The 24,757-nt window shown below is 42.0% G+C and carries 24 protein-coding genes; 10 read left to right on the forward strand and 14 right to left on the reverse strand.

Going from position 1 to position 24,757, the window contains the following annotated elements; all coding sequences use genetic code 11:
- Positions 1-70: 70 nt before the first annotated feature.
- Positions 71-1,591 carry a 2,3-bisphosphoglycerate-independent phosphoglycerate mutase gene (gene gpmI / locus AC1W6K_RS05310; RefSeq protein WP_481946717.1) on the reverse strand — a complete coding sequence of 507 codons (1,521 nt, stop codon included), beginning with the start codon at positions 1,589-1,591 and terminating at the stop codon, positions 71-73.
- Between the two features lie 40 nt (positions 1,592-1,631).
- On the reverse strand, positions 1,632-2,318 hold the full coding sequence (locus tag AC1W6K_RS05315; protein ID WP_481946718.1) for an NAD-dependent epimerase/dehydratase family protein: 687 nt from the start codon (positions 2,316-2,318) through the stop codon (positions 1,632-1,634).
- A 31-nt stretch (positions 2,319-2,349) separates the two neighbouring features.
- Here AC1W6K_RS05315 and AC1W6K_RS05320 point away from each other — a divergent pair, with 31 nt between their 5' ends.
- The 3 genes from AC1W6K_RS05320 to AC1W6K_RS05330 all read left to right on the forward strand — a co-directional run bounded on the left by AC1W6K_RS05320 (position 2,350) and on the right by AC1W6K_RS05330 (position 3,372).
- On the forward strand, positions 2,350-2,742 hold the full coding sequence (locus tag AC1W6K_RS05320) for a Dabb family protein (RefSeq protein WP_481946719.1): 393 nt from the start codon (positions 2,350-2,352) through the stop codon (positions 2,740-2,742).
- Between the two features lie 52 nt (positions 2,743-2,794).
- Entirely contained in the window at positions 2,795-3,037 is a 243-nt protein-coding gene (locus AC1W6K_RS05325) for a hypothetical protein (protein ID WP_481719391.1), read from the forward strand.
- Between the two features lie 62 nt (positions 3,038-3,099).
- Positions 3,100-3,372, forward strand: a complete 273-nt coding sequence (locus tag AC1W6K_RS05330) for a hypothetical protein (RefSeq protein WP_395783192.1) — start codon at positions 3,100-3,102, stop codon at positions 3,370-3,372.
- On the opposite strand, the gene AC1W6K_RS05335 is transcribed toward AC1W6K_RS05330, so the two are convergent.
- Positions 3,369-4,070: a TVP38/TMEM64 family protein gene (locus tag AC1W6K_RS05335; protein WP_481946720.1), complete on the reverse strand. Its 702-nt coding sequence runs from the start codon at positions 4,068-4,070 to the stop codon at positions 3,369-3,371. The genes AC1W6K_RS05330 and AC1W6K_RS05335 overlap by 4 nt on opposite strands.
- A 49-nt stretch (positions 4,071-4,119) precedes the next feature.
- On the opposite strand from AC1W6K_RS05335, the gene hisH reads away from it, so the two are divergent.
- Genes hisH through AC1W6K_RS05360 form a run of 5 tightly spaced genes read left to right on the forward strand, consistent with a single transcriptional unit; the run spans position 4,120 to position 7,144 of the window.
- A complete protein-coding gene (hisH, locus tag AC1W6K_RS05340; RefSeq protein WP_481946721.1) occupies positions 4,120-4,707 on the forward strand; it encodes an imidazole glycerol phosphate synthase subunit HisH in 588 nt (195 codons plus the stop codon).
- Between the two features lie 3 nt (positions 4,708-4,710).
- The gene (hisA, locus tag AC1W6K_RS05345) at positions 4,711-5,445 is read left to right on the forward strand and encodes a 1-(5-phosphoribosyl)-5-[(5-phosphoribosylamino)methylideneamino]imidazole-4-carboxamide isomerase (protein ID WP_481946722.1); all 735 of its coding nucleotides are present in this window, start codon (positions 4,711-4,713) and stop codon (positions 5,443-5,445) included.
- A complete protein-coding gene (gene hisF / locus AC1W6K_RS05350; protein WP_481946723.1) occupies positions 5,439-6,197 on the forward strand; it encodes an imidazole glycerol phosphate synthase subunit HisF in 759 nt (252 codons plus the stop codon). The genes hisA and hisF overlap by 7 nt, the downstream gene beginning before the upstream one ends.
- Positions 6,198-6,207: 10 nt before the next feature.
- A complete protein-coding gene (gene hisIE, locus AC1W6K_RS05355; protein ID WP_481719396.1) occupies positions 6,208-6,804 on the forward strand; it encodes a bifunctional phosphoribosyl-AMP cyclohydrolase/phosphoribosyl-ATP diphosphatase HisIE in 597 nt (198 codons plus the stop codon).
- A 1-nt stretch (position 6,805) separates the two neighbouring features.
- Entirely contained in the window at positions 6,806-7,144 is a 339-nt protein-coding gene (locus tag AC1W6K_RS05360) for a phage holin family protein (protein WP_481719397.1), read from the forward strand.
- 1 nt (position 7,145) lies between these two features.
- Here AC1W6K_RS05360 and AC1W6K_RS05365 read toward each other — a convergent pair whose 3' ends face one another.
- The gene (locus AC1W6K_RS05365) at positions 7,146-7,520 is read right to left on the reverse strand and encodes a hypothetical protein (RefSeq protein ID WP_481719398.1); all 375 of its coding nucleotides are present in this window, start codon (positions 7,518-7,520) and stop codon (positions 7,146-7,148) included.
- A 62-nt stretch (positions 7,521-7,582) separates the two neighbouring features.
- Between AC1W6K_RS05365 and AC1W6K_RS05370 the strand changes: the two genes are divergently transcribed.
- Entirely contained in the window at positions 7,583-8,677 is a 1,095-nt protein-coding gene (locus tag AC1W6K_RS05370) for a glycerate kinase (protein ID WP_481946724.1), read from the forward strand.
- On the opposite strand, the gene AC1W6K_RS05375 is transcribed toward AC1W6K_RS05370, so the two are convergent.
- The 10 genes from AC1W6K_RS05375 to rpsA form a co-directional block, all read right to left on the reverse strand.
- Positions 8,672-9,817, reverse strand: a complete 1,146-nt coding sequence (locus tag AC1W6K_RS05375) for a methionine aminotransferase (RefSeq protein WP_481946725.1) — start codon at positions 9,815-9,817, stop codon at positions 8,672-8,674. The genes AC1W6K_RS05370 and AC1W6K_RS05375 overlap by 6 nt on opposite strands.
- A gap of 3 nt (positions 9,818-9,820) precedes the next feature.
- A complete protein-coding gene (gene nagA / locus AC1W6K_RS05380; RefSeq protein ID WP_481946726.1) occupies positions 9,821-10,891 on the reverse strand; it encodes an N-acetylglucosamine-6-phosphate deacetylase in 1,071 nt (356 codons plus the stop codon).
- A gap of 98 nt (positions 10,892-10,989) precedes the next feature.
- Complete coding sequence (ggt, locus tag AC1W6K_RS05385; protein WP_481946727.1) at positions 10,990-12,678, reverse strand: gamma-glutamyltransferase; 1,689 nt, start codon at positions 12,676-12,678, stop codon at positions 10,990-10,992.
- Positions 12,679-12,824: 146 nt separating this feature from the next.
- Complete coding sequence (locus tag AC1W6K_RS05390; RefSeq protein WP_481721359.1) at positions 12,825-16,196, reverse strand: efflux RND transporter permease subunit; 3,372 nt, start codon at positions 16,194-16,196, stop codon at positions 12,825-12,827.
- Between the two features lie 64 nt (positions 16,197-16,260).
- Positions 16,261-17,373, reverse strand: a complete 1,113-nt coding sequence (locus AC1W6K_RS05395; RefSeq protein ID WP_481721323.1) for an efflux RND transporter periplasmic adaptor subunit — start codon at positions 17,371-17,373, stop codon at positions 16,261-16,263.
- Positions 17,374-17,375: 2 nt separating this feature from the next.
- Entirely contained in the window at positions 17,376-18,722 is a 1,347-nt protein-coding gene (locus AC1W6K_RS05400) for a TolC family protein (protein ID WP_481946728.1), read from the reverse strand.
- The gene (locus AC1W6K_RS05405) at positions 18,719-19,324 is read right to left on the reverse strand and encodes a TetR/AcrR family transcriptional regulator (protein ID WP_481721327.1); all 606 of its coding nucleotides are present in this window, start codon (positions 19,322-19,324) and stop codon (positions 18,719-18,721) included. Before AC1W6K_RS05405 ends, AC1W6K_RS05400 begins: the two co-directional genes overlap by 4 nt.
- 102 nt (positions 19,325-19,426) lie before the next feature.
- On the reverse strand, positions 19,427-19,933 hold the full coding sequence (locus AC1W6K_RS05410; protein WP_481721329.1) for a cupin domain-containing protein: 507 nt from the start codon (positions 19,931-19,933) through the stop codon (positions 19,427-19,429).
- Positions 19,934-20,008: 75 nt separating this feature from the next.
- Positions 20,009-21,442 (reverse strand): Gfo/Idh/MocA family protein, encoded by a 1,434-nt coding sequence (locus tag AC1W6K_RS05415; RefSeq protein ID WP_481721331.1) that lies wholly within the window; start codon positions 21,440-21,442, stop codon positions 20,009-20,011.
- Positions 21,443-21,631: 189 nt separating this feature from the next.
- Positions 21,632-23,455 carry a 30S ribosomal protein S1 gene (gene rpsA / locus AC1W6K_RS05420; RefSeq protein WP_481946729.1) on the reverse strand — a complete coding sequence of 608 codons (1,824 nt, stop codon included), beginning with the start codon at positions 23,453-23,455 and terminating at the stop codon, positions 21,632-21,634.
- A 147-nt stretch (positions 23,456-23,602) separates the two neighbouring features.
- Here rpsA and AC1W6K_RS05425 point away from each other — a divergent pair, with 147 nt between their 5' ends.
- Entirely contained in the window at positions 23,603-24,742 is a 1,140-nt protein-coding gene (locus AC1W6K_RS05425) for an aldose epimerase family protein (RefSeq protein ID WP_481946730.1), read from the forward strand.
- The last annotated feature ends 15 nt before the right edge of the window (positions 24,743-24,757 follow it).

A 24,757-nucleotide genomic window follows, 5' to 3' on the forward strand; every position in this document is an offset into this window, starting at 1 on the left:
ATTCAAATGATAAAATTGATAAAATCCCAATTTGATATTTATCAAATGGTCATTAATCAAATTTTACGGCTTAAAACAATGGTACTCCCGTCATTTCCTTCGGCTGAGGCACACCCATTAATTTTAGAATAGTAGGTGAAACGTCGCCTAATTTACCATTATTTAATGTCGGGTGAAATTCGTTATCCACCAAGATACACGGTACTAAATTCGTAGAATGCGCTGTGTTAGGTGAACCATCCTCATTCATCATTACATCCGCATTTCCATGGTCCGCAATGATGATGAATGAATATCCATGCGCCAAACCTTCCTTTACAACAGCCTCCGCACACGCATCCACAGTTTCAACGGCCTTAACAACCGCCTCAAAAACACCAGTGTGGCCAACCATATCCGGATTTGCAAAATTCAAACACACAAAATCAACTTCTTCTTTTTCTAATTCTGGAATTAGGGCATCCCGTAAATCAGCTGCCGACATCTCGGGCTGCAAATCGTATGTGGCAACTTTAGGTGAATTGCGCAATATATTTTCTTGCCCTTTGAACAATTGCTCGCGACCACCAGAGAAAAAGAACGTCACATGTGGATATTTCTCCGTCTCAGCAATCCGAATTTGCTTTTTACCAGCACCTTCCAAGACCTCTCCCATGGTCATCGGTAAATTCGAATCATTGAAAATCACGTTCACATGTTGGAATTCTTTGTCGTATTCTGTCATCGTCAGATAGTACAAATCCAATTTGTGCATATTTTCCTCATGAAAATCTCGCTGCGTTAACGCTTGTGTAATTTCACGACCACGATCCGTGCGGAAATTGAAACAAATAACCACATCACCAGAAGCTATTTTTGCCAACGGTTTTCCTGTAGCATCCGTAGCAATGATTGGCTTAATAAATTCATCTGTCACCCCAGCATCATAACTTGCTTGAATAGCCCCTAAAACATCTTGAGTTGGCGCACCTTCCGCATCCACCATGGCATGATAAGCCAATGCAACTCGTTCCCAGCGATTATCGCGGTCCATCGCAAAGTAACGACCTGTCACTGAGGCGACGGCAGTTCCTGTTTTTTGGGTATGATTAACTAAATCGGTCATGAACTTCATCCCTGATTTCGGATCCGTATCGCGGCCATCCGTAAATGCATGAACAAAAACTTTTGTCAAACCCGCTTCTTTTGCGGACGTCAACAACGATTTCAAATGTTCAATATGGGCGTGTACACCTCCATCTGAAACCAATCCCATGAAGTGAACTGATTTGTTTTCTTTTTTCGCATATTCAAAAGCCTTAGCTAACTCAGGTTCTTGACCTAATGTATTTTCGCGAACAGCTTTGTTGATGCGTACCAAATTCTGATAAACCACACGCCCTGCACCCAAATTCATGTGTCCTACTTCGGAATTACCCATTTGGCCTTCTGGCAAACCTACTGCTTCTCCAGATGCTTCCAACTTTGAATGTGGGTATTTTGTATATAATGAATCAATAAACGGGGTCTTTGCCGCATCAATAGCTGAAACTTTTGGGTTGGTAGCGATTCCCCAACCATCTAAAATCATGAGTACAACTTTCTTATTCACAGGTTATCATTTAGTATATCGTACAAAAATAGCCAAAAAGCTATAAACGCATGCGCATTTGCTTGGCTAATGCCAAAATATCATTCCCTTCAATAATTTTTTTAGTCGAACCAAAAATGGAAACTTCCAACATCGCCTCGCCTAACTCTTTTAGCGTACAAGCTATATGTGGAGCCAACATATTCAAAATCGGGAAGACCCAATTAATATATTTATAGAATGGTAAGGCATTTTTCAATCCGGGAGTTGGCTTAATCATCGCAGGTCTAAATGAATAATAGTCTCCAAAACCCAATTTAGATAGGTCATTTTCAGTTTTTCCTTTCACACGTGCCCACGCCAATCGCCCTTGCTCTGTCGAATCAGTTCCTGCCCCCGAAATATAGCTAAACGACATATTCGGGTTTTCTTCTTGTAATACGTGCGCAAATCCTAGTGTCAAGTCATACGTTTTTTGCTTATACTCCTCGGCATTCATCCCCACAGAGGAAACGCCAAGGCAAAATAAACAGGCATCATAGCCTTTAATAGCTTTGCGCATTTCTTCAGGTTTCAAAAAATCAGTAAGTAGATATTCTTTGACCTTTGGATGATCCACTCCGCAAGGTTTGCGGTTGATGACTAAGATTTGGCTAACAAAAGGAGATTTGATCGCCTCATGTAACACACCTTCGCCTACCATACCGGTAGCACCTGTAATGATTAATTGCTTTTGTAAATTTTCCATTGTAGACTTGAATAATATTTAAAACCTATTTATGACTTCGAGAAGAAATTTCCTCCAACAAGCCGGAATGGCAACAGCTGCGAGCAGCCTTTTACCTAATGCAAAAACTTCTATGACCTTTGTTCACCACGTCTTGTTTTGGGCCAAAAACCCAGGCAATGAAGCAGAAAAAACACAATTATTGGCCGCTTTAAAACAATTAGGCACTTTGCCAATGATACAAATGGCGCATGTAGGTAGACCAATTGTAACGGAATTCGACAAAGGAGCCACGGATGGAAGTTATACTTTTTCTGTCGTTTTAGTATTCGAAAATGCAGCGAAAGAATCTGAATATTTGTACCACCCGTTGCACAAGAAGTTCATTGATGCCAACAAACACCTGTGGGGAAAAGTTCAGGTTATTGATTCCGAATTGATTTAAATTAGTCAAAAAACGAATTGACACTTCCATGGAGAGGCCCTACATTTAGGGCATGAAACCACGTACCCGGAAATTATATCAATTAGTTCGAGCTAAATTACGCTTAGATGGGATGAAATTCATATACTGGCTTCAGGCGGAGATGAAAGAATCTACGCAGGAGTTTAGTAGTAAGGATTTTGTGCATCAAACGGTTGCCGAGGCAAAAAGCGAGCTCATTAAATGGATGTTTATTTTTTGGGTGGGTCATGGAACGGCGATTTTTATGATCGGCGCATTAGTTATAAAAAACTGATAAATCATGCGTTATTCAAATATTGAATTGTACATGGATACGTTTAGTCCTAGATTTGCTACATGGAAGCGAAATCAATTCAATTGTATCAATTAGCGCATAAAAAACTCCACTTAGTGGAAAAAGATGCCATGGAATTTGTAGACCTAGTTCAGGGAACTATTGAGGAGCGAACTGATGAGTTGGTGACCAAGGAATATTTGAACATAAAGTTGATGGAGTTAGAAATCAAGATGGTTAAATCTGAAAAAGCACTTATTATGTGGATGTTTTCATTTTGGATAGGCCAACTTGCCGCAATGTGGGGCTTTCTCTATCTATTCCTAAAACATTAGGCTTTTCGTTTTGCGAGCACAAACATCCCGATGACGGAAATGAGTAACATTCCGAGGCTCGCGACATCTTGCCAACGGAGCATTTCGGGGTGATTAAGCAAATTGGCCCACGAAGCCGCCTGCATCCCAGTCCACAAGGCAATCAGCGTCCGAGGTAACATACCCAGCGTGCCACCTACGAAAAATTGACGTAAAGGAACTCCCAAAAAAGCCATTAACGCATTTGTAATAGCAAAAGGAAAAATCGGAGATAGTCGAGCCAAAAATACCCAAGCAAAGGATTGCGCCTGTACATTCTCAAGAAAATCAGCCACTTTAAACTTGACACGAATCAATTCAATTAGCGCATCTCCTTTCATTTTTCTAGCCAAAGCATACCCAAGTAAGGAGGCAACGGCGTAAGCAATAATCAAAGGAAATAATCCCGACCAGCTCCAGACATAACCCGTGAACATAGCGAAAAAGGTCGTAGGGCATAAGGCAAGTCCCATGATGAAAACCGCACTAATCCAGAATAATACGAATTCTACTAACGAAAAACTTGCAAAAAAACTCGGGTTAGCGAGGGCAAAATAACCCAACAACATACTTGAAAGAACAGGTAGAGCACCCATCCAAATTAAGTATAACGTTTCAAGAAGGATCCGACGGTTGATGGGCATAAGGCCAACAAAGATACGCTTCTTTTCATAATCCAAGCCCTTTTACCTACCTTTGCAGGGCATTTTGCCCATTAAAAATACGTCCATGGAAATCGCAATCATCAAATACAATGCCGGGAATGTGCAGTCGGTCATGTACGCCATGGACAGAATTGGGGTAAAATACACCTGGACAGACGACGAAAAGTTGATTGAATCTGCTGATAAAGTCATCTTTCCCGGAGTAGGCGAAGCGAGTACGGCGATGGCCTATTTACGTGAAAAGGGTTTGGATCAATTGATTCCTAAATTAAAACAACCTGTCTTGGCCACCTGTATTGGCATGCAATTGTTATGTCGTGACTCTGAAGAAAATAACACGACGTGCATGGGGGTTTTTGATGTTTCTGTTAAACGATTTATTAGCCCTGATTTAAAAATTCCACATGTGGGTTGGAATTCCATTCAAGCTTATGGTGAAAATCCCCTGATGGAAGGGCTCAAAAATGATGAATATGTATATTTTGTGCATTCATTTTATGCCCCTATAAACCCATATACATCAGCTGCTTGTGCATATGTGCAACCGTTTTCTGCCATGATGCAGAAAGACAATTTCTACGCGGCACAATTCCATGCAGAAATTTCAGGATTGGTAGGTCAAAAAATCATTCAAAACTTCTTAGCGCTTTAATCTATGTTTCAACTCATTCCAGCCATCGATATTATTGGAGGACAATGCGTTCGATTAACGCAAGGGGATTACCAACAAAAGAAAGTTTATAGTTCTGACCCATTAGAAATTGCCAAAGCATTCGAAGGAGCTGGCATCCAACGATTGCATTTAGTTGATTTAGACGGAGCCAAAGCAAAAGAAATAGTCAATGCAGCCGTTTTAGAGCGTATTGCTTCGAATACATCGCTACATATTGATTTTGGCGGAGGCGTACAATCCGATGAAATGATTGACCGAGCTTTTTCGGCCGGTGCAGCACAAATTACCGCAGGAAGTATTGCCGTGCGGAATCCGGAACTCGTTCATAGTTGGTTTAAAAAATATGGCCCCGATAAAATAATCTTGGGTGCAGACGCACACCACGAGCAAATCGCAGTGTCTGGTTGGCAAGAAAATTCAAATATTTCCATTTATAATTTTTTGACCGATTATCAAGCTTCAGGTGCTCAATACGTCATTTCAACAGATGTAGCGAAGGACGGTTTATTACAAGGGCCGAGCTTTGATTTGTATGAAAAAATCCAGGCTAATAACCCCGGATTAAATATTATTGCGAGTGGTGGGGTTGCCAACATGCAGGATTTGGAACAATTACGCGAAATGAATTTATTCGGTGTGATTGTTGGCAAAGCCTTTTATGAAGGCCGCATTACACTTGAAGATTTAGCCACTTTTGCCAAAGAATCTCTATGCTAACGAAACGAATTATTCCCTGTTTGGATATTAAGGAAGGTCGGACTGTGAAGGGGACCAACTTCATTGATTTGCGTGATGCGGGAGATCCTGTGGAACTGGGGGCTTTGTATGCGGAACAAGGGGCAGACGAATTAGTCTTTTTGGATATTACTGCAACTGTAGATAACCGGAAGACCTTAGTCAATCTAGTTCGTGAAGTTGCGCGTCATGTGAATATACCCTTCACCGTAGGTGGCGGAATAAGTAGCATCGAAGATGTTTCAGCCTTATTAAATGCTGGCGCCGATAAGGTTTCCATTAACTCTTCGGCGGTTCGTCGGCCTCAATTAGTGGATGAATTAGCCATGCAATTTGGTTCTCAATGCATCATTGTAGCGATTGATACCCGTTTTGTAGGTGGGAAAAATTGGGTACATACACACGGCGGGAGGAAAATCACTGAAATTCAAACCTTGGCTTGGGCCAAAGAAGTGGAATCGCGCGGAGCAGGAGAAATCCTTTTGACCTCCATGGATGCTGATGGGACCAAAGCAGGTTTCGCAAATGAATTGACGAGTCAGATTTCATTACAATCCTCGATTCCCATTATTGCCTCGGGTGGAGCGGGCAAGATGGAACATTTTTATGAGGTTTTTACGGAGGGGAAAGCGGATGCCGGTTTGGCAGCGAGCATATTCCACTTCAAGGAAATTGAGATTATCGAATTGAAAAAATACTTAGCGAACAAAGGAATTCCCATGCGGATATACTAATTTAACCCTTATGAGTTTAGAACCAGATTTTTCAAAAGGCTTAGTTCCCGCTATCATTCAAGATGCGAGCACCCTAAAAGTGCTTATGCTCGGGTACATGAACGAAGAAGCCTATACCAAAACACGTGCAGAAAATCGAGTAACCTTTTTTTCTCGCTCAAAAAATCGCTTATGGACCAAAGGTGAGGCGTCTGAAAACTATTTAGATGTGGTCAATATATCCATTGATTGTGATCAAGATACCATTTTGATTCAAGCGAAGCCAGCAGGGCCAACTTGCCATTCGGGAACAGATACCTGTTTTAATGAATCAAATGTTGATAATGCGGCGTGGTTAGATCACTTGAAGCACATTATTCGATCACGTAAAAGCGCATCGGCAGATACGTCATATACGGCTTCCTTATTCGATGCGGGCACGCACAAAATTGCTCAAAAAGTTGGTGAAGAAGCAGTCGAATTGGTCATAGAAGCCTTAATGAAAAACGATGATTTGTTCAAAGGGGAAGCAGCTGATTTAATTTTCCATTTATTGGTTTTATTGGAAGACCGAGGAATTGGGTTAGAAGAAATCGTTAAGACATTACAAGCTAGACATCAGAAATAACATGATTGGATTTATTATTCGCTATATCATAATTGCCGGAGTGGTCATGATTATACCTCGATATTTGAAAGGAATCACCGTAGATGGATTTACAACGGCATTAGTAGTCGCGCTAGCTATGGGATTTTTGAATTCCTTCGTTAAACCTATTTTGAAAATTATCAGTTTGCCAATAACCTTTATGACACTTGGGTTATTTTCACTGGTAATTACCGTAGGAATGGTTTATTTGGTTGAAGTATATGTTCCTGGCTTTAAGGTAAGCGGATTCATTGCTCCTCTAATCTTCAGCTTCGTGGTTGGATTTACAAATTCGGTGGTGGGGATGATAACCAAGTAAATTACAAAGGAACACCGTTTTGGAATGTAATTTCGGTAGCTAAGCCCATGGCGCTGAAACGAAAAGCAATTGATTTTGCTTGCGATGGTTTTTGTTGGCATTGCGGCCCCGGCTCCAAAAAGTATACATAATATTCTTGATTCCGATCAGCTAGTTGTTGCAAGTCAGGCTTACCCAAAATATCATCTATATTGTTTGAAGTGGCGGCTTGAAAATTCATTTTATGCGCTTTTAACCAGGCAATTTGTTGGCCACGCTTTCCACCACATGCCCCCCGATCTTGCTTAAATGCTTCCGCATCAAAACCTGTGAGGTCTGGCTGATGCGTACAAGCGCTAAATAATAGAGCAAAGATGAACAAAATGAAATACTTCATATGATTGAGTTAGAGCACAAAAGTAAAGAAATGTCAGTAAATTGAACCATTAAATTCAGCGCGTGAATATTTTAATTTGCCCAGATAAATTCAAATCATCCTTAACGGCTCAAGAAGCGGCAGAAGCACTAGCCAAAGGAATTTTAACCAAACGGAAAAATTCTGTAATCCAAATCGTTCCACTCGCAGATGGTGGTGAGGGTACGTTAGAAATGATACAAAAAATTCATGGGGGTGCTTGGCAAACGCATACTGTGAAAGATCCACTAGGCAGACCTATACATGCGGCATTTTTGTGGCTTGCCGACCAAAAGACTGCTTATATCGAAATGGCGCGCTGTTCTGGTCTCCAACTACTTAGCAAAAAAGAACAGAATCCACTGAAAACGAACACGTTTGGAACAGGGGAGTTAATTCAACAAGCGGCTAAAAAAGGGGCAGAAATGATTGTTTTAACAATAGGGGGCTCAGCTACGAACGAAGCAGGAATAGGCATGGCGGCTGCGCTCGGTTATCAATTTCTTGATAAAGCCGGAAATAACTTAGAGCCAATAGGCGAAAATTTAGTCCAAATCGCAAAAATTCAAGGACAAAATCCATTCCCTAAGATCCAATTTATTGTACTTACAGATGTCGACAATCCTTTACATGGACCACAAGGTGCGGCACATATTTTTGCCAAACAAAAAGGGGCAAGTGCAACATCAATTAAACAATTAGACAAAGGTCTAATTAATGTATCTCAATGGCTTCCGGATGAATTACCTGGGGCGGGTGCAGCTGGAGGCTTAGGTGCTGGGGCAGTTTATTTTTTAGGGGCAAATATAGTCTCTGGAGCAGAATGGCTTCTGAATAAAGTACACCTAGATCGTGCTATTCGTAAAGCCGACTATATTATCACTGGGGAAGGGAAAATAGACCAACAAACATGGTCGGGCAAGTTAGTGGCCAATGTCGTGGGGCGCGCCGACAAGCAATTTAAACAGACTATATTGGTATGTGGGACGTTTGAGGATGAAGATAAAATACCTTTGTTTATGGATGCTAAAGACATTTATAGCGTTCTGAGCGAATCTAAAAGTACAGCAGACGCGATGGCTAATGCGGCTTCTTATTTAGAAGTGATTGGCGAAAAAATAGCGCTTAAGTACTTATAATTGTGCCAGTTTTTGAGCGGCTTCTTTCAAAACATCGTCATTTTTGGCGAAGCAAAAACGCAAAATCCGGTCTTCAGGGGGTGTTTCATAAAATACGGAAACAGGTATCGAAGCAACTTTTAACTCCTTAGTCAGACGTACCGATAAATCCACATCGGATTCATCACTAATTTCCGAATAATCCAAACACTGAAAAAAGCTACCATATGAAGGTAAAATCTTCCACCGAGAACCCTTGAAATAGGAAGCAAACAAATCACGTTTTTGTTGGTAAAATGAGGATAAACCCAAGTAATGCGCAGGTGTCTTTAGGTAGTCGGCCAATGCATATTGCAAGGGGGTCGCACTCGAAAAAGTGACCCATTGGTGTAATTTTCGAAACTCTTGGGTTAGATATGGGGGTGCTAAGCAATAACCAATTTTCCAGCCAGTAATGTGATACGTCTTGCCGAAAGACCCACAAACAAAGCTTCTTTGGCGTAATTCAGGATGTAAAAGTACAGAAGCGTGCTGTGCCCCATCAAATACAATATGCTCATAAACCTCGTCTGAAACGATTAGAATATTGGTTCCCTTAACCAGGGAAGCGAATGCCTCAAGGTCTTCCATGGACCAAATTGCTCCCGTGGGATTATGGGGCGAATTGACCATAATCGCTCTAGTTTTGGGTGTGATTTTACGACCTAATTCTTCCCAATCAATTTGAAAACTATTGGATGATTTTAGTGGAATATGCACAGGAATACCACCTGCTAGACGCACGATGGGGTCGTATGCATCGTATGATGGATCAAACATGATCACCTCATCACCCATAGAAACACAGCAATGAATTGCCGCAAAAAGTGCTTCCGTCGCCCCAGAAACAACAGTAACTTCGGTGTCTGCGTCGAGTGTGACTCCGTAAAATGAGTTAGTTTTGTTGGCAATGCTTTGTCGGAACACCGGAACACCGGCCATAGGCGCGTATTGATTGTGCCCTTTAGCGTAAAACCTAACGAGTTCTTGCAGCTCTTCTGAACAATCGAAACCGGGAAAACCTTGGGATAAATTTAAGGCCCCCTCCTCCGTAGCGAGTTGGGACATTTTAGTAAAAATGGTCGTTTGAACCTTCGGTTGTTTCGATGGAAAATTAATCATCTTCTAATTTATCAAAGCTTCCCCATCATACCAAACTTGCTTCACGTGCAAATCATCCGAAAAATGAACAAAACAAGCTCTTTTCCCAGCTCCAATTGAGCCTAAATGTGCCAAATTCGCTACTTCAGCTGGGTAAACTGTTGACATACGAACAGCTTCTTCCAGCGATATTCCTGCTTTTTGGACACAATTCCGAATCGCTTCATCCATCGTCAAGGCAGAACCAGACAAGACTCCTGCCTCATTGGTAAACCGGATACCAGTTTTCGTGAAAATATAAGGGCCAGATTCATCATGCGTCACGGCGTCTGTAATCAAAAAGAGCTTTTCACCCTTAAGTTGTTTTGCCAAACGTAAGGATTCAAAATCACAATGTAGTCCATCGGCGATGATACTTGTCCAGGCATCTAAGCGAAAGCTGGCGCCAACTAAGCCCAAAGATCTGCTATGCCATTGGGACATCGCATTAAATAAATGGGTAATCCGAGATATGCCTGCCTGTTGGGCTTGTTCATAGGTCGCATCTGAATGACCCATTGAACACATGATATGGCTATTTTTCAATAAATTTAAATCTTCCGGTACAAACATTTCAGGTGCAATGGTCATGTACGTGGGCAGTCCTTGCGTACGATCTATAATTTCTTGCACAAATTCCCAGGTGGGTTCCTGGACAAATGCTTCCGTATGCGCACCACGCTTAATTGGGTTAAAAAAAGGTCCTTCCAAGTGCAAGCCTACCAAACCCTTTCCTATATACGATTTGCAAGCATCAATAGCGGCCCACATAGATTTCTTAGGCGAGCAATTTAAGGTAATTTGGAAAGCGACAGTCCCTGTATTTATATGTTCATCAAAGGTAGCTTGAATGGCCGCTACGGTTTGGTGATTTGAAAAAAGCAGACCTCCCCCGCCGTATACTTGCAAGTCAATGAAGCCCGGAACTAGAAATCCATCAGAGATTCCTCCAGCTTCGTCATGCAGGGAATTAATGAGACCATCCTCGATGGATATCGCTTGATTTGAGAGCCATTCATGGCCCGTAAACACGCGTTCGAATATCAGTTTTTGCATCTTCAAATTGCTTTTTTTCACCTACCTTTGGCAAACCTTGGAGGATTGCCAAAGGTAAGGGGGACCAAATACCTGCAGGAACAAAGGTAAGAGGGAGGTTAGTACCCGGCGGCTTGTCCGTCTTTCCGCGACTCCGTCGCACCGAAATAAACTTTGCGCACTGGGTCCCAACGAATACACTGGTAACCTCCATAAGTCCCATTTATATACCCAACTTGATGCCCCTTCTGTAATAATTCACGAATCACCTCATATGGATAGCCATGTTCCAGCGTGATCATGCCACCCGTAGCTTCCATCTTCTCGCCCGTTGGCTCAGATGACCCTTCATGATTCATCCGCGGAAAGTCCCCTGCCTCCTGTACATTCATACCAAAATCAACCACATTCATCACAATCTGCACATGACCCATCGGCTGAAAGGCTCCACCCATCACCCCAAAACTCATTACCGGAACCCCATCTTTCGTCATAAATGCTGGAATGATCGTCTGAAAAGGCCTTTTTCCCGGCGCATAGGTATTGTTTTCTCCCTCCTTCAAATTGTATAATTCGCCGCGATCCTGGAACATAAAACCCAAACCATCTGGCATCATGCCCGAACCAAAACCGCGATAATTGCTTTGAATCAATGAAACCATATTCCCATCTTTATCCGCAACAGTTAAATAAATAGTGTCACCCTCCTTTAGCGCAGGATTTCCTGCTTCATAATGCCGACCAGCACGGTTTGGGTTAATGAGCGCCCGACGTTTCGCACCATAAGATTCCGAAATGAGCTCCGCAACAGGAATTTTCGCAAACTCTGGATCTGCATAATATTTCGCCCGATCCTCAAAAGCTAGCTTTTTGGCCTCCGTAAACAAATGAACATGTTCCGCGGAACCCAACTTAATTTTGGAGAAATCATAGCCTTCTAAAATTGTCAACATCTGCAAGGCAGCTATCCCCTGGCTATTCGGTGGTAACTCCCACACATCATAACCACGGTAGTTGACAGAGACCGGCTCCACCCATGTCGACGTATGTGTCGCCAAATCATCGTAACTCAAAAAACCTCCATTCTTCTTCATAAAGGCATCCATTGTCCGAGCCATATCACCTTTGTAAAACGCATCTCGACCATCACGACCTATTTTTTCAAGGGTATTCGCCAAGTTCGGATTTTTGAAAATATCACCTTCAACAGGCGCTTTACCGGTTGGATAATAATGCTGAGCCACATTCGGGAATTTCCCATAATTGGCCTCCACACGTGTTAATGCGGAAGCAAACTCACCATGTACCGGGAAACCATTGCGCGCATACGAAACGGCGGAATTCAATACTTTTGGCATAGGCATCGAGCCGAATTTTTTATGCAACTCAAACCAAGCATCCACCGCACCAGGAACTGAAACGGGAAGAGGACCTAAAGAAGGGATATGCGCCAACCCGCGCTTTTTAAATTCTGCCAAAGTCAGTGATTTTGGCGAACGACCTGAGCCATTAAGCCCGTATAATTTTTTTGTTTTGGCATCCCAAACAATCGCAAATAAATCGCCGCCAATCCCATTCACATGGGGTTCCACCACACCCTCCATCGCATTCGCTGCGATTGCCGCATCAATTGCATTTCCTCCTGCCTTCAACACATCCAATGCCGCTTGCGTCGACAAGGGGTGTGACGTGGCAACCATGCCATTTTGAGCCATAACCTGCGAGCGTGTTGCCCACAACTTACCATAGGTGCGATCTTGAGCTAATAATCCAAGAGGCAATAAAAGCAATACCAATAAATACTTCATAGCAAGTGATTTTTAAAGAAATGTAAGTTAACCCGTTTTTTCACTTTTTTCAAAATTTAGTCCAGCTGATCTAACCTGAAGATACCCAACAAAAAACCCCCGAACATTGTTCGAGGGCTTTCGCAATCTACTTGAACCACCAAAAATTACGCTCTTTTTGGAAAGAATTTTTGCTTAATTCGCTCCGAGATATAATACATACACGGCACAATCAACAAGGTTAATACAGTCGAGAACGTCAATCCAAAGATGATCGTCCACGCCAAAATCCCCCAGAAGTCGGCCGACTCAGATCCAAAGAATATATGTGGATTTAACTCCGTAAACATGGCCACAAAATCAATGCTCAATCCTACAGCCAACGGAATCAAGCCCAATACGGCCGCCGAAGCTGTCAATAATACCGGCGTCAAACGAATTCCTCCTCCTTCAATGATCGCTTCCTTCAAATCATAACCGCGTTTGAAACGCAACTCCTCAATGAATTCAATCAACAAGATTCCATTCTTAACCACGATGCCAGCTAGTGCAATAATACCCACACCCGACATAATTACCGAGAATGTCATACCAAAGGCCATAAAGCCTAATAACACCCCGATTAACGAAAGTAAAATAGTCGCAAAAATGATAAATGGTTTCACCGCTGAATTAAACTGAGTAGCCAAAATCAAATAGATTAACACCAAGGCCGCCAAAAAGGCTACTCCCAAGAATTCCCCTGACTCTTTTTGCTGCTCCTGCTCGCCACCCATACGGATTTTATATCCCTGCGGCATATCAATCGTTTCAAACAATTGCTCCAATTCCCCCACAATCTCATTTGCATTATAACCTTCAACCACGTCAGAACCTAATGTAACCACACGCTCCTGATTTTTACGATTAATTTGACTAAACGAAGTCGCATAACGAATATCAGCTATTGAATTTAAAGGTACTTGACGAAGCACACCCCCTAAATTCATATCCCGATACGTAATATTCATCGACAATAATTTTTCGATTTGATTCCGAGAATCGCCTTTTAAACGTAATTGAATCGGGTATTCATCCTTGACGTCACGGAACTTTGAAATCTCCGCTCCAAATAAACCCGTACGAACCGCCATCGCTACCTGTGCTGAAGATATCCCTTCGCGACTCGCCTTCTCCCGATTCACATCTATAATGATCTCCGGTTTATTTGTAACCAAATCTGATTTCAATTCCTGAATTCCTTCAATCCCAGACTGCTGAATAACCTTCCTAACTTTTTGCTCTAACGCTTGAAGCTGAGCAAAATCATCCCCCGCAATTTCAATCGAAATCGGCTTGCCCGTTGGTGGCCCTTTCGCCTCCCGCTCAATCGCCATTTCGACACTTGGAATAGGCTTCTCAAAGAACTCTTTTTGAATTTTTTCCAATAATTCGCCTGAAGAAATTGCTCCACGCTCTTGCTTCGGCGCAAATGCGATCGTCACCTTACTTTTATGCGGTGTCGCACCACGATCCGGCTGCATCGGATCTCCTGCATTCTTACCCACATTCGATATCACTGAATTGACAGCCTTTCCAGCATTTTCCTTTTTGATGAACGCAAACACACGCTGCTCAACAATTTTAGTCACCGAATCCGTCACTTTCGAATCTGTACCAATCGGCATTTTCGAATAAATATAAATGTAATCTGGATCAGAAGCCGGGAAGAAAATAACCAACGGCTTAACAATACCCATCAGGACAATTGTTAATACCAACAACCCAAACGCACTTAATGTAGCGTAAACCGGTCGGCGACCTTCCAATACCCAAGATATCGCCCTGCGATATGCATTCTTAAATGCAGGCAATGTTTTCTCCTGGAATGGAACTACCCATTTTGGAGTTACAATAAAGTGATTGAAAACATAGAGTACCAAGGCCAATAAACCGAAATTTCCAAAACCAAAATGACCTAATCCCAAGCCCAACACATATCCAAAGACAGTCAGACTTAGTAAAATCACAACTGTCCGACGGATATCCGCAAACTTAGGATCCTTCACGTTATTCGCCTCCTCATCATGACGCTTCATAAATGAAACCGCAAAAACTGGGTTCATTACATAGGCCACAAAAAGTGAAGCAAAAAGCGTGATAATTAACGTTATCGGCAAGAACTTCATAAACTCTCCCACAATTCCCGGCCAAAATAACAACGGTAAAAATGGAGATATCGTTGTCAATGTACCCGTCAATACAGGGATAAATACTTCCGAAGCTGCCAACTTAACCGCCTCAGTAATAGTTAACTTCTTAAAATTATTGAATAAACGGTGCGCGTTCTCAATCACCACAATGGCGTCATCCACCACAATTCCTAAGCCTAATAGGAAGGCAAACAAAACGATCGTATTCAGCGTAAAGTCTAAACCTGGCATGAATAAGAAGGTAAGCAAGGCTGACAAAGGCACCGAAAGGGCCACAAAAGCCGCATCACGCACACCCATAAAGAACATCAATACCACAACCACAAAAATAAATCCAAGAACTACCGTATTGATCAAATCCGCTAAATCACCACGCGTACGCTCCGACTGGTCAGCTGTCACAGAAACAACTAATCCCGCAGGGAAACGATCCTCTTTATATTCGTCAATGGTCTTTTCAATCCGGTCCGCCGCATTAATCAAGTTGGCACCACTACGCTTAATCACGTTTAGGGTAATCACCGACTTATTATCTAAACGTGCAAAATCTTGCTTCTCTTCAAATCCATCTCGCACATCGGCAACATCCTTCAAACGAACACGCGCACCTGTGGATGAGCCGACCATCAGATTGGCTAATTGGTCCACCGACTTAAACTCTCCCACCACACGCAGCGAACGACGCACGCCATTCACATCTAAATCACCACCAGAAATGTTCACATTCTCACCTTGAACAGCAGATTGAATATCATAAAATGTCAAGCCATAACTCTGCATTTTATACAAATCCAAGTTCACCTGAATCTCACGCTTCAGTGCTCCTACGATATCCACACGCGTAATCTCAGGCATTCCCTCGATTTCATCTTGCAAATCTTCCGCGTATTTCTTCAACTTATCTAAGGGATAATCACCCGCGATGTTGATGTTCATAATCGGAAACTCGGAGAAATTCACCTCGGCAACCGCTGGGTCGCGTGTAAGGTCTTTCGGCAGGTCATTGCTGGCTTTGTCAACCGCATCTTGCACCCGCTGCTTGGCAACTGGAACCGATACATCCGTATTAAACTCAACAATGATTACAGAAATATCCTGTAATGCATTGGATTTAACACTCTTAATGCCTGTAATTGATTTTAATTGTTTCTCGATCGGTTTATTGATCGTGTTTTCTATATCAGCAGGAGTTGTTCCTGCATAAACCGTTTGTACGACCATTTGGGGTACAACGATATCAGGAAATTGTTCCTTCGGTAGGCTAGAATAAATACCCAAACCTGCGACAAAAATGATAAATGTAAATATGTAAACGGTAGTCCGGTTTTGGCCTAACCAGCCGACCATATTATAAATCAAGCCTTTCCCCTCGGGCAGTTGCTCGTTCTTTTTATTTTTTTCCATGGGTAGCTTAGAATGAAATTGCTTGACCGTCTACTAAATCTTGGTAGCCAGATGTGATTAATAAGTCACCTGCTTGTAAGCCTGTTGCAATTTCTGCTTGACCATTGTATGAAAGACCCATCGTAACTAGACGTGCCTTTGCGATTTTTTTGCCATTTTCTTCCACGGCAACATACACCAAACTCCCTTTTTCAGTCTTTTGGATCATGTTTTCATCGATTACTAGGGCATTGGATTTCGATGTATCATTGATGTTGATGACAGCCAATTGATTTGGTTTCAAATCACCACCCGCATTTGGAATACGTGCTTCGATGTCAAACGTACGCGTTAATGGATTCACCATTTTCGAAACTAAGGAAATACGTGCTGTAATTTCTTTGTTGATGTCTGGAAACTTGATCACAATCGGGTCACCTACTTTAACAGAACCTACATAAGCATCGGCAATCTTTGCGGCAATTTTCAAATTACTCAAATTCACAATTTGTACAATTGGCATACCTGGAGCAGCCATTTCGCCTGCTTTTTGACGTACCAATTCAACCGTTCCAGAGATAGGCGCCACCACGCGAGACAAGCCTAATTGAGCACGCAACGTAACCAAACGTTTTTCCAAGGACTCCTTATTTGACTTCGCGCTCAAGTATTGAACCTCCGTTCCAATCTGTTGGTCCCAAAGCGTTTTTTGCTTTGTAAACAAGGTCTTTGCCAAATCCAATTGGTGTTTCACCTCTTCCATCGATTCAGTCAAAATACTGTTATCCAATGTAGCAATCAACTGTCCCTTAGAGACTTGTTGGCCCGCCACCACCGGCAACGTAACAATCGCACCACCTGTCTGTGGGCTAACTAATACCGTGTTTTCAGCTACCACATTACCTTGCGCTTCTACAAAGTGCTTGAACGTAGTCGTTGCAATTGGGCTAACGGCTACCGCGATAACTTTGCTATTCGTTGACTCTGAACCTGCACCTAATTCCTTCTCAAGCGAAGCAATTTTAGCGGTGATTTCTTTGGCTTCTGCTTTCAAGTTGGCCAATTCTGTTTTCTTATCGACCGACTTATTGCATGCTGCAAATAAGATGATCGCGCTTAGGAGGATAGTTATTTTTTTCATGATTATTGTTCTGAATATAAGGTTCCGTTTGATTTAGCTAACTCTACTTTGGCGATTAAAGCATTGTAAAGTGCTGTAAAATAATTTGCTTGCGACTCTTTAATGGATGTCTCCGCGTTTAGGACTTCTATATTAGATCCGACGCCCTGCGTATACTTCACACGCGACACGCGAGAAATCTCATTCGCCAAATCCAAATTGGCCTTCTGCTCTTTCAACGATTCTAATGCATTTTTTAGCGATATGGCCGACTGTGAGCGTTGTAAATCGATGGATGACTTCAACAAATCAAAGCTCTGACGCACCTTTTGCAAGTTGTTTGCCGACTGGATAGCCTTGTATTTTTTAGAGAAACCATCAAAAATTGGTATTTGAAATGAAAAACTAATCGTTGCATTATTAAACCAAGTTCTAGATACTAAATCACCAAAGCTATTAGCACCGGCATTGTAACCATAATTAGCTCCAGCTACTAAACGGGGCATATAGCCTGCCTTGATACTTTTCAAATCCAATTCCGCTAAATTCTCTTGCGTCTTAAGAATGGAATATTCAATCCGATTTCCATAATTGAATGGAATATCTTGATCGATTAATAAACTTTGGCTCAATTCGATTTTCTCTAAAGTCTCGCTAAGACGCAATGGCTCCTCCATCGGATAGCCCATTTGGAATTTCAATAATGAATAGCTTAATTCTTGCAGCCGGTAGATATTTTCTAATTCAGTCCGCAAGTTATTTGCTTGAACTTCTAGACGCTGCACATCAATTTTTTCAACAAATCCCTGCGCATTTAACGCTCTAGTTTCCTTTAATAGGGTGTCCAAGCGACCTACGTTCAATTGTAGAATTGATAAGCGTTTTTCATTGACCAAAATCCCATAATAAGCTTTCATCACATTTTCAGCAACTTGTTGCTTGGATTGGGTTAGTGATTTTACCGACAAATCTTTGTATACCTCTGATGCTTTCAGGCCCAACAGGTAGGTACCATCAAAAACCAATTGGCTTAAGTTGACACTTGATTGGCCTGAATTAGTCACACCAAATTTGGCAGCAATCAACTCATCAGGTTTAGCCGCTGGATTGAAAAGGTTGGCGGGGATAAACACACGCTGTAAAATTAAGCTGTTTCCATACGAAAGGCCAGCATTCACTTGTGGTAATCCAATGGCCCGAATTTCATTAATTTTAGCACTTGCGTTTTGCAAGTCAATTTGGCTATTCTTTACTTGAACATGGTGTATAATGGCGTAGTCTACTGCTTCTTTGAGCGTAAACGATTGCGCATTGGCACTGAGCGAGCCAAGTAAAAATAGACCAGCACAAATTTTTCTTAGGCGGATCATGATTGTAAATTGTTTTGGTATGAATTATAAAGAGTTAGACCTTTCTCGGTCAAAATTCCGCGCATGAAAATATCCATCAGCGTTAGCTGAGTATCATACAAGGATAATTTATTGGTAGGATAAAAGTCAGGGTCAAAAGCGAGATTAACTTCAGCCATCCGTAAACGAGCTAGTAGCTCAAAATCGATATCTTTTCTAAAATACCCGAATTGGGCTCCTTTTTTAAAGTCGGCAATCAAATTCGTATGAATACATTTTTCTCCGTGTTCTTTAAATAGCTGATAGGCATTCGGGAAATATTTTTGGATTTCGAAAAGAAGCCTAGGATTCATCTGGGTTATCATGTCCTTCACCATTTCGAATGATTTAAACATTTTTTCAATGACGTTCGAATACATTCGATCGAGCTCATCCCACTTTAATGAATCCTGCTCTATGAAGCTTTGAACAACTTCTAAAACCATCGAATCCTTATCAGGAAAATGTTGATAAATCGTTTTTTTAGAAATCCCTAATTCGGCCGCAATAGCATCCATCGTCACCGACTTGACGCCGTAACGAAAGAATAATTGTGTTCCTTTTTCTAGAATACGTGATTTCATTTGCTAAACCCATTGGATTATCGGGTAGCAAAACTATGGAAACTTTTGTAGACTACAAAGTTTTCTTGCATTATTTTTAGATGGCCGGCTTGTTAAATTTGACTAACGGCCGAAATCATCTTGCAAGCGGACGATATCGGATTCGTCGGAAGGATGCTCCGCGTCGGTATGTTGCCATATCTCGGCAACTACACCCCAGTTAGCTAAACCGATCAACCGATGGCGCTGCCCAATAGGCAAGGTAATGCATTCCCCTTCTTGGTAAATCCCCGGTTCTGGCTGATCGTCTGTTGGCGAAATCGCCACCCCTACTGGTCCGTTTACCACAGTCCATAGTTCAGCCCGTCGAAAATGATATTGCCAAGATAAGCGCTTCGATGGTGCTACGACAAGAAACTTGGGACTAAGTTTTTGGGTAATTTGAATCGCGTCTAAGGACAGGTGTGAGAAAAATTGTGCCGCGAATTTGGTAGCTTGATCTTCTTGCAGGACGAAAAATCCACCCCAAGGACGGTTATGATCTTTGTCAACAATGTGATAACCTTGATCACGTATAAACGATTCTACTTGACTAAAAATTTCTGTGGGGGTACTTTCTGCCAACTGCATAATTAATATTTTGACAAAAATAAAAAAAAGACGGGAGAGGGCCCCCGTCTTTTCGATTTAACCTGTGAAAACTTATTACATGGTCCAACCTGCACGATATTCGCGCTTGACGAATTGGTTCGCAGGTTCAAAGTTGGTGATACGCATATTCGCAGCATCCCACTCAAGCTGTTGGCGCCCAATATATTTTGCCGTACGGCCTTCGCCTTCACGCAACATATACGAACGAATAGCCAAGTTACCCATCAACACAGACTCCGTAAACGGACCTGCATAATCAAATGGAGAACTAACTTCCATGTTACCGAAACCAGCTTTACAAGCTTCTACCCACTGGGTATTGTGACCGCCATCTCCGCCAATAACACGCGGCAACTTTGCCTTTGGCAATTCTGCCTCATCCACACGCTTACCATTTTTGAAAACTTTTGGATACATACCATACGTACCACACGTCATGATTCCCTTTGTTCCAATCAAAATAACACCATTAGTTCCATCCAAATCTCCGATGATCTCCGTTGCTGGAATTCCAGCTGGATGAGGGGCACGTAGGCCGCCGTCGAACCAGGTCAACTTCACATTTGATTTATTTTTAGGGGATGGTCCATAATTCAATGTCACCATCGATGATGGAGGACATCCTTCTGGAATCCACTCAGGAACCCAGTCGTTTAAAAATACGGAACCTACCGAACATTCTACATTCAATGCATCACGAATACCTAATACTTTGAATGGAGGATCCAATAGGTGGCAACCCATGTCACCTAGGGCACCTGTACCATAATCCCACCAGCCTCTCCACTTGAATGGAATAAACGCAGGATTAAATTCACGGTATTTAGCAGGTCCTAACCATAAATCCCAATCTAACTCCGCAGGTACCGCATGACCGGCAGCTGGATATGAAATCCCTTGTGGCCAAACCGGACGATTAGTCCAAACTAATACCTCAGAAACTTTTCCAATCACACCACCATCGAACCATTCTGTCATCTTCCGAACGCCATCCCCTGATGAACCTTGATTACCCATCTGCGTAACCACCTTCATTTCACGGGCTTTCTCAGTCATCATACGCGCTTCATAAATGTCGTGCGTCAATGGCTTTTGCACATAAACGTGCTTTTTGCGACGCATCGCCTCCATCGCAATGGTTGTGTGCGTATGATCTGGCGTAGACACAATAACGGCGTCAATATTGTCTCCCTCTTTCTCTAATGCCTTGCGGAAATCTTTGTAATAATTTGCATTGGGAAAACTCTTCCGCGATTGTGCTGCGCGGCGATCGTCTACGTCAACTAGCGCAACGATATTTTCAGCGCCCTTATTAAATGAATTCATGATATCGCTTTGACCTTTACCGCCTGCACCGATACCCATAATGTTTAATTTGTCAGAAGGAGCTTTATATCCTTTTCCGAGTACGTGACGCGGTACGATATAAAAGCTTCCAGCAGCTATTCCAGCTTTTTTTAGAAAGTTTCTTCGTGAATTATTTCCCATTGTTTAATGATTTAGTTTAATTGACTTTAACTAGGCCAAAGTCCTTAGAAATGTTAGGGCGCTAAGTTGTTAAAATACCACCAAAAAAGCAATTATTTTCTTGATATTTTGCAAGTCTATAGGCCCAGCTCAGGATACAAAAAAGGGGATTCGTTTCCGAATCCCCTTTTACTATTTCCCTAAGAAAAACTATTCTGCTTTCTTAGATTTCTTCTCTAACTTTTTGATCGCTTGCTCACGCTCAACGCCTTCCATTTGCTCTTTCAAAGCAGATAAAGCTCCGATATCCCCCATTGTCGACTTCTCAGCAGTTGCTGCTGTAGCTGTCTTCTCTGTTGTTTTTGTAGCTTTCTTCTTCTCTACTTTTACTTCTTCAACTGGCGCACCTGAGAATGTACGCATGTGCGATAACATAATCTTACGCTCGTCCTTATGGAATTCTGTAACGACAAAATCCAATGCCTCACCTATTTCCGCAGCCGACTCATCTGCTTTCGTTAATTGCTTCAACGGAGACAATCCTTCGATACCGTAAGGTAATTCAAGTGTGGCCATCTTATCGCTCTTCGAAATAACAGTTGCCTTGTGCGTAGAACCGATGGTGAATACACTCTCAAATGTATCCCATGGATTCTCTTCCAATTGCTTGTGTCCTAATGCCAAACGACGATTGTCCGCGTCTAACTCAATCACAATAACATCCAATGAATCTCCTACTTTAACAAATTCAGATGGATGCTTAATTTTCTTTGTCCATGACAAATCAGAAACGTGAACCAAACCATCAATTCCCTCTTCTAACTCAAGGAACAAACCAAAGTTAGTTAAGTTACGAACCGTTCCTTTGTGCTTCGTTCCTACTGCATATTTAGACAACAAATCTGTTTTGTTCCAAGGATCTTCAGTCAATTGCTTGATACCTAATGACATCTTGCGCTCAGAACGATCTAATGTCAACACAACTGCTTCCATTTCATCGCCTACTTTCAAGAAATCTTGTGGGTTACGCAAGTGCTGAGACCATGACATCTCAGAAACGTGGATCAAACCTTCAACGCCTGGCAATACTTCCAAGAAAGCACCGTAATCCGCTACGTTAACAATTTTACCTTTTACCTTAGATCCCACTTCCACATCAGCTACTAAAGCTTCCCATGGATGTGCTTGCAATTGCTTCATTCCCAATGAGATACGCTTCTTGTTCTCATCAAAGTCTAATACAACTACTTGGATTTTCTGATCTAATTTCAACACCTCTTGTGGGTGGTTGATACGTCCCCACGAAATATCTGTAATGTGCAATAAACCATCCACACCACCTAAATCGATGAACACACCGAAATTAGTCATGTTTTTGATCACACCTTCTAATACTTGACCTTTATCTAAGTTGTTCAAGATCAATTGGCGTTGTGCCTCAAGATCCTTCTCAATCAATACTTTATGAGATACAACTACGTTATCATTTGTATGGTTGATTTTCACCACCTTAACTTCCATATTTTTGCCAACAAAAATATCGAAATCACGAATTGGCTTCACATCAATTTGAGATCCTGGCAAGAACGCCTCGATTCCAAAAATATCTACGATCAAACCACCTTTGGTACGACGCTTTACGAAACCATTGATGATTGTATCTTCTTCCAAAGCTTTCTCAATGTTCGTCCACGCACTCATTACCTTAGCTAACTTACGTGACAAGGTTAATTGTCCGTTTGCGTCTTCTTGGTTCTCAATGTACACTTCTACTTCGTCTCCAGCTTTCAAATCCGGCATATCGCGGAATTCAGAAGCAGATACTAAACCATCAGATTTGAATCCAATGTTGATAATTACTTCACGGTCTGTTTTGCTCACAACAACCCCCTTCACAACTTCCTTCTCAGTTACCGAGTTTAGAGTAGCTTCAATCGCTGCCTCCATTTTTGCTTTTTGATCCGAAGTATAGTTACCTCCGAACCCTTTTCCTTCAACTAAATCCCAGTCGAAATCCTTTTTTACTTTTGTCATATGTACTTGCCCTGGATACATCAACGCGCTGGGCTAACGTGCTGAAATTAAGTGTTAAACAATTTTTAAATTGGGGTGCAAAGATAGGGAGAATTATTTTATTTTCAAGCAAATTCTTTAAATTGGAAGTTCAATAACCTGTTTACCATGAAAAAATCAGTTTCTTGGCTTGCAATAGCCATTTTTGCTTGCACCTTTTTTATGGGTAATGCGCAATCTAACTCACTCAAAACCAACATGTTTCTTTCTGAAAAGCCATTTGGCAAAACAGCTGCCAACGAACCCATTACGCTCTACACGTTGAAAAATACGCAAGGGATGGAAGTTCACATCATGAACTACGGTGCCATCATCACCAAAATTATTGTTCCCGACAAAAACGAAGTCATGGAAGATGTCGTACTCGGATTCGAAAATGTGGCCGATTACATCAAAGATTCACCCTATTTTGGTGCCATAGTAGGTCGCTACGGGAACCGCATCGCTGCAGGAAAATTCAGCCTCGATGGGAAAAGCTATACACTTGCCGCGCAAAATAATGGTCAACACCTACATGGTGGATTAAAAGGTTTCGATAAAAAAGTATGGAAAATGATCGGGAAAAAAGAGGGAAGTATTACCTTAAAATATTTATCCGTAGATGGAGAGGAAGGGTTTCCGGGCAATTTAGAAATTCAAGTAACGTATACGTTGAATGAAGATAATGCCATTTCGATGGACTATACCGCAAAAACGGACCAAGCAACGGTGCTAAATATTTGCAACCACTCCTATTTTAATTTATCGGGAAATGCTAAGCGCGATGTGCTTGATCATGTGATCCAACTTAATGCACCCTATTTTATCCCCGTAGACAAGGTGCTAATCCCCACAGGTGAGGTGAAATCGGTGAAAGGTGGCCCCTTTGATTTTACTTCTCCTAAAAAAATTGGCTTGGATATTAATGCTGCCGATGAGCAAATTGCTTTTGGCAGTGGCTATGATCATTGCTATGCGTTTGATAAAGCGCCTGGGGCTTATGGCAAAATCGCACGTGTAGAGGATTCAATTTCTGGGCGAATTATGGAAGTTTTTACCACCGAACCTGGAGTTCAATTCTATACGGGAAATCATTTAAATGGGCGCCTCACTGGTAAAAATGGTGCTGTTTATACGAAGAGATCTGGGTTTTGTCTTGAAACACAGCATTATCCAGATTCGCCAAATAAGCCTAACTTTCCTTCGACCGTACTACGTCCCGGGGAGACTTATACGTCGAAAACAGTTTATCAGTTTTCTGTGCAATAAGTAGTTATTTTTGGC

The sequence above is a fragment of the Aquirufa sp. genome (genome assembly GCF_964796385.1).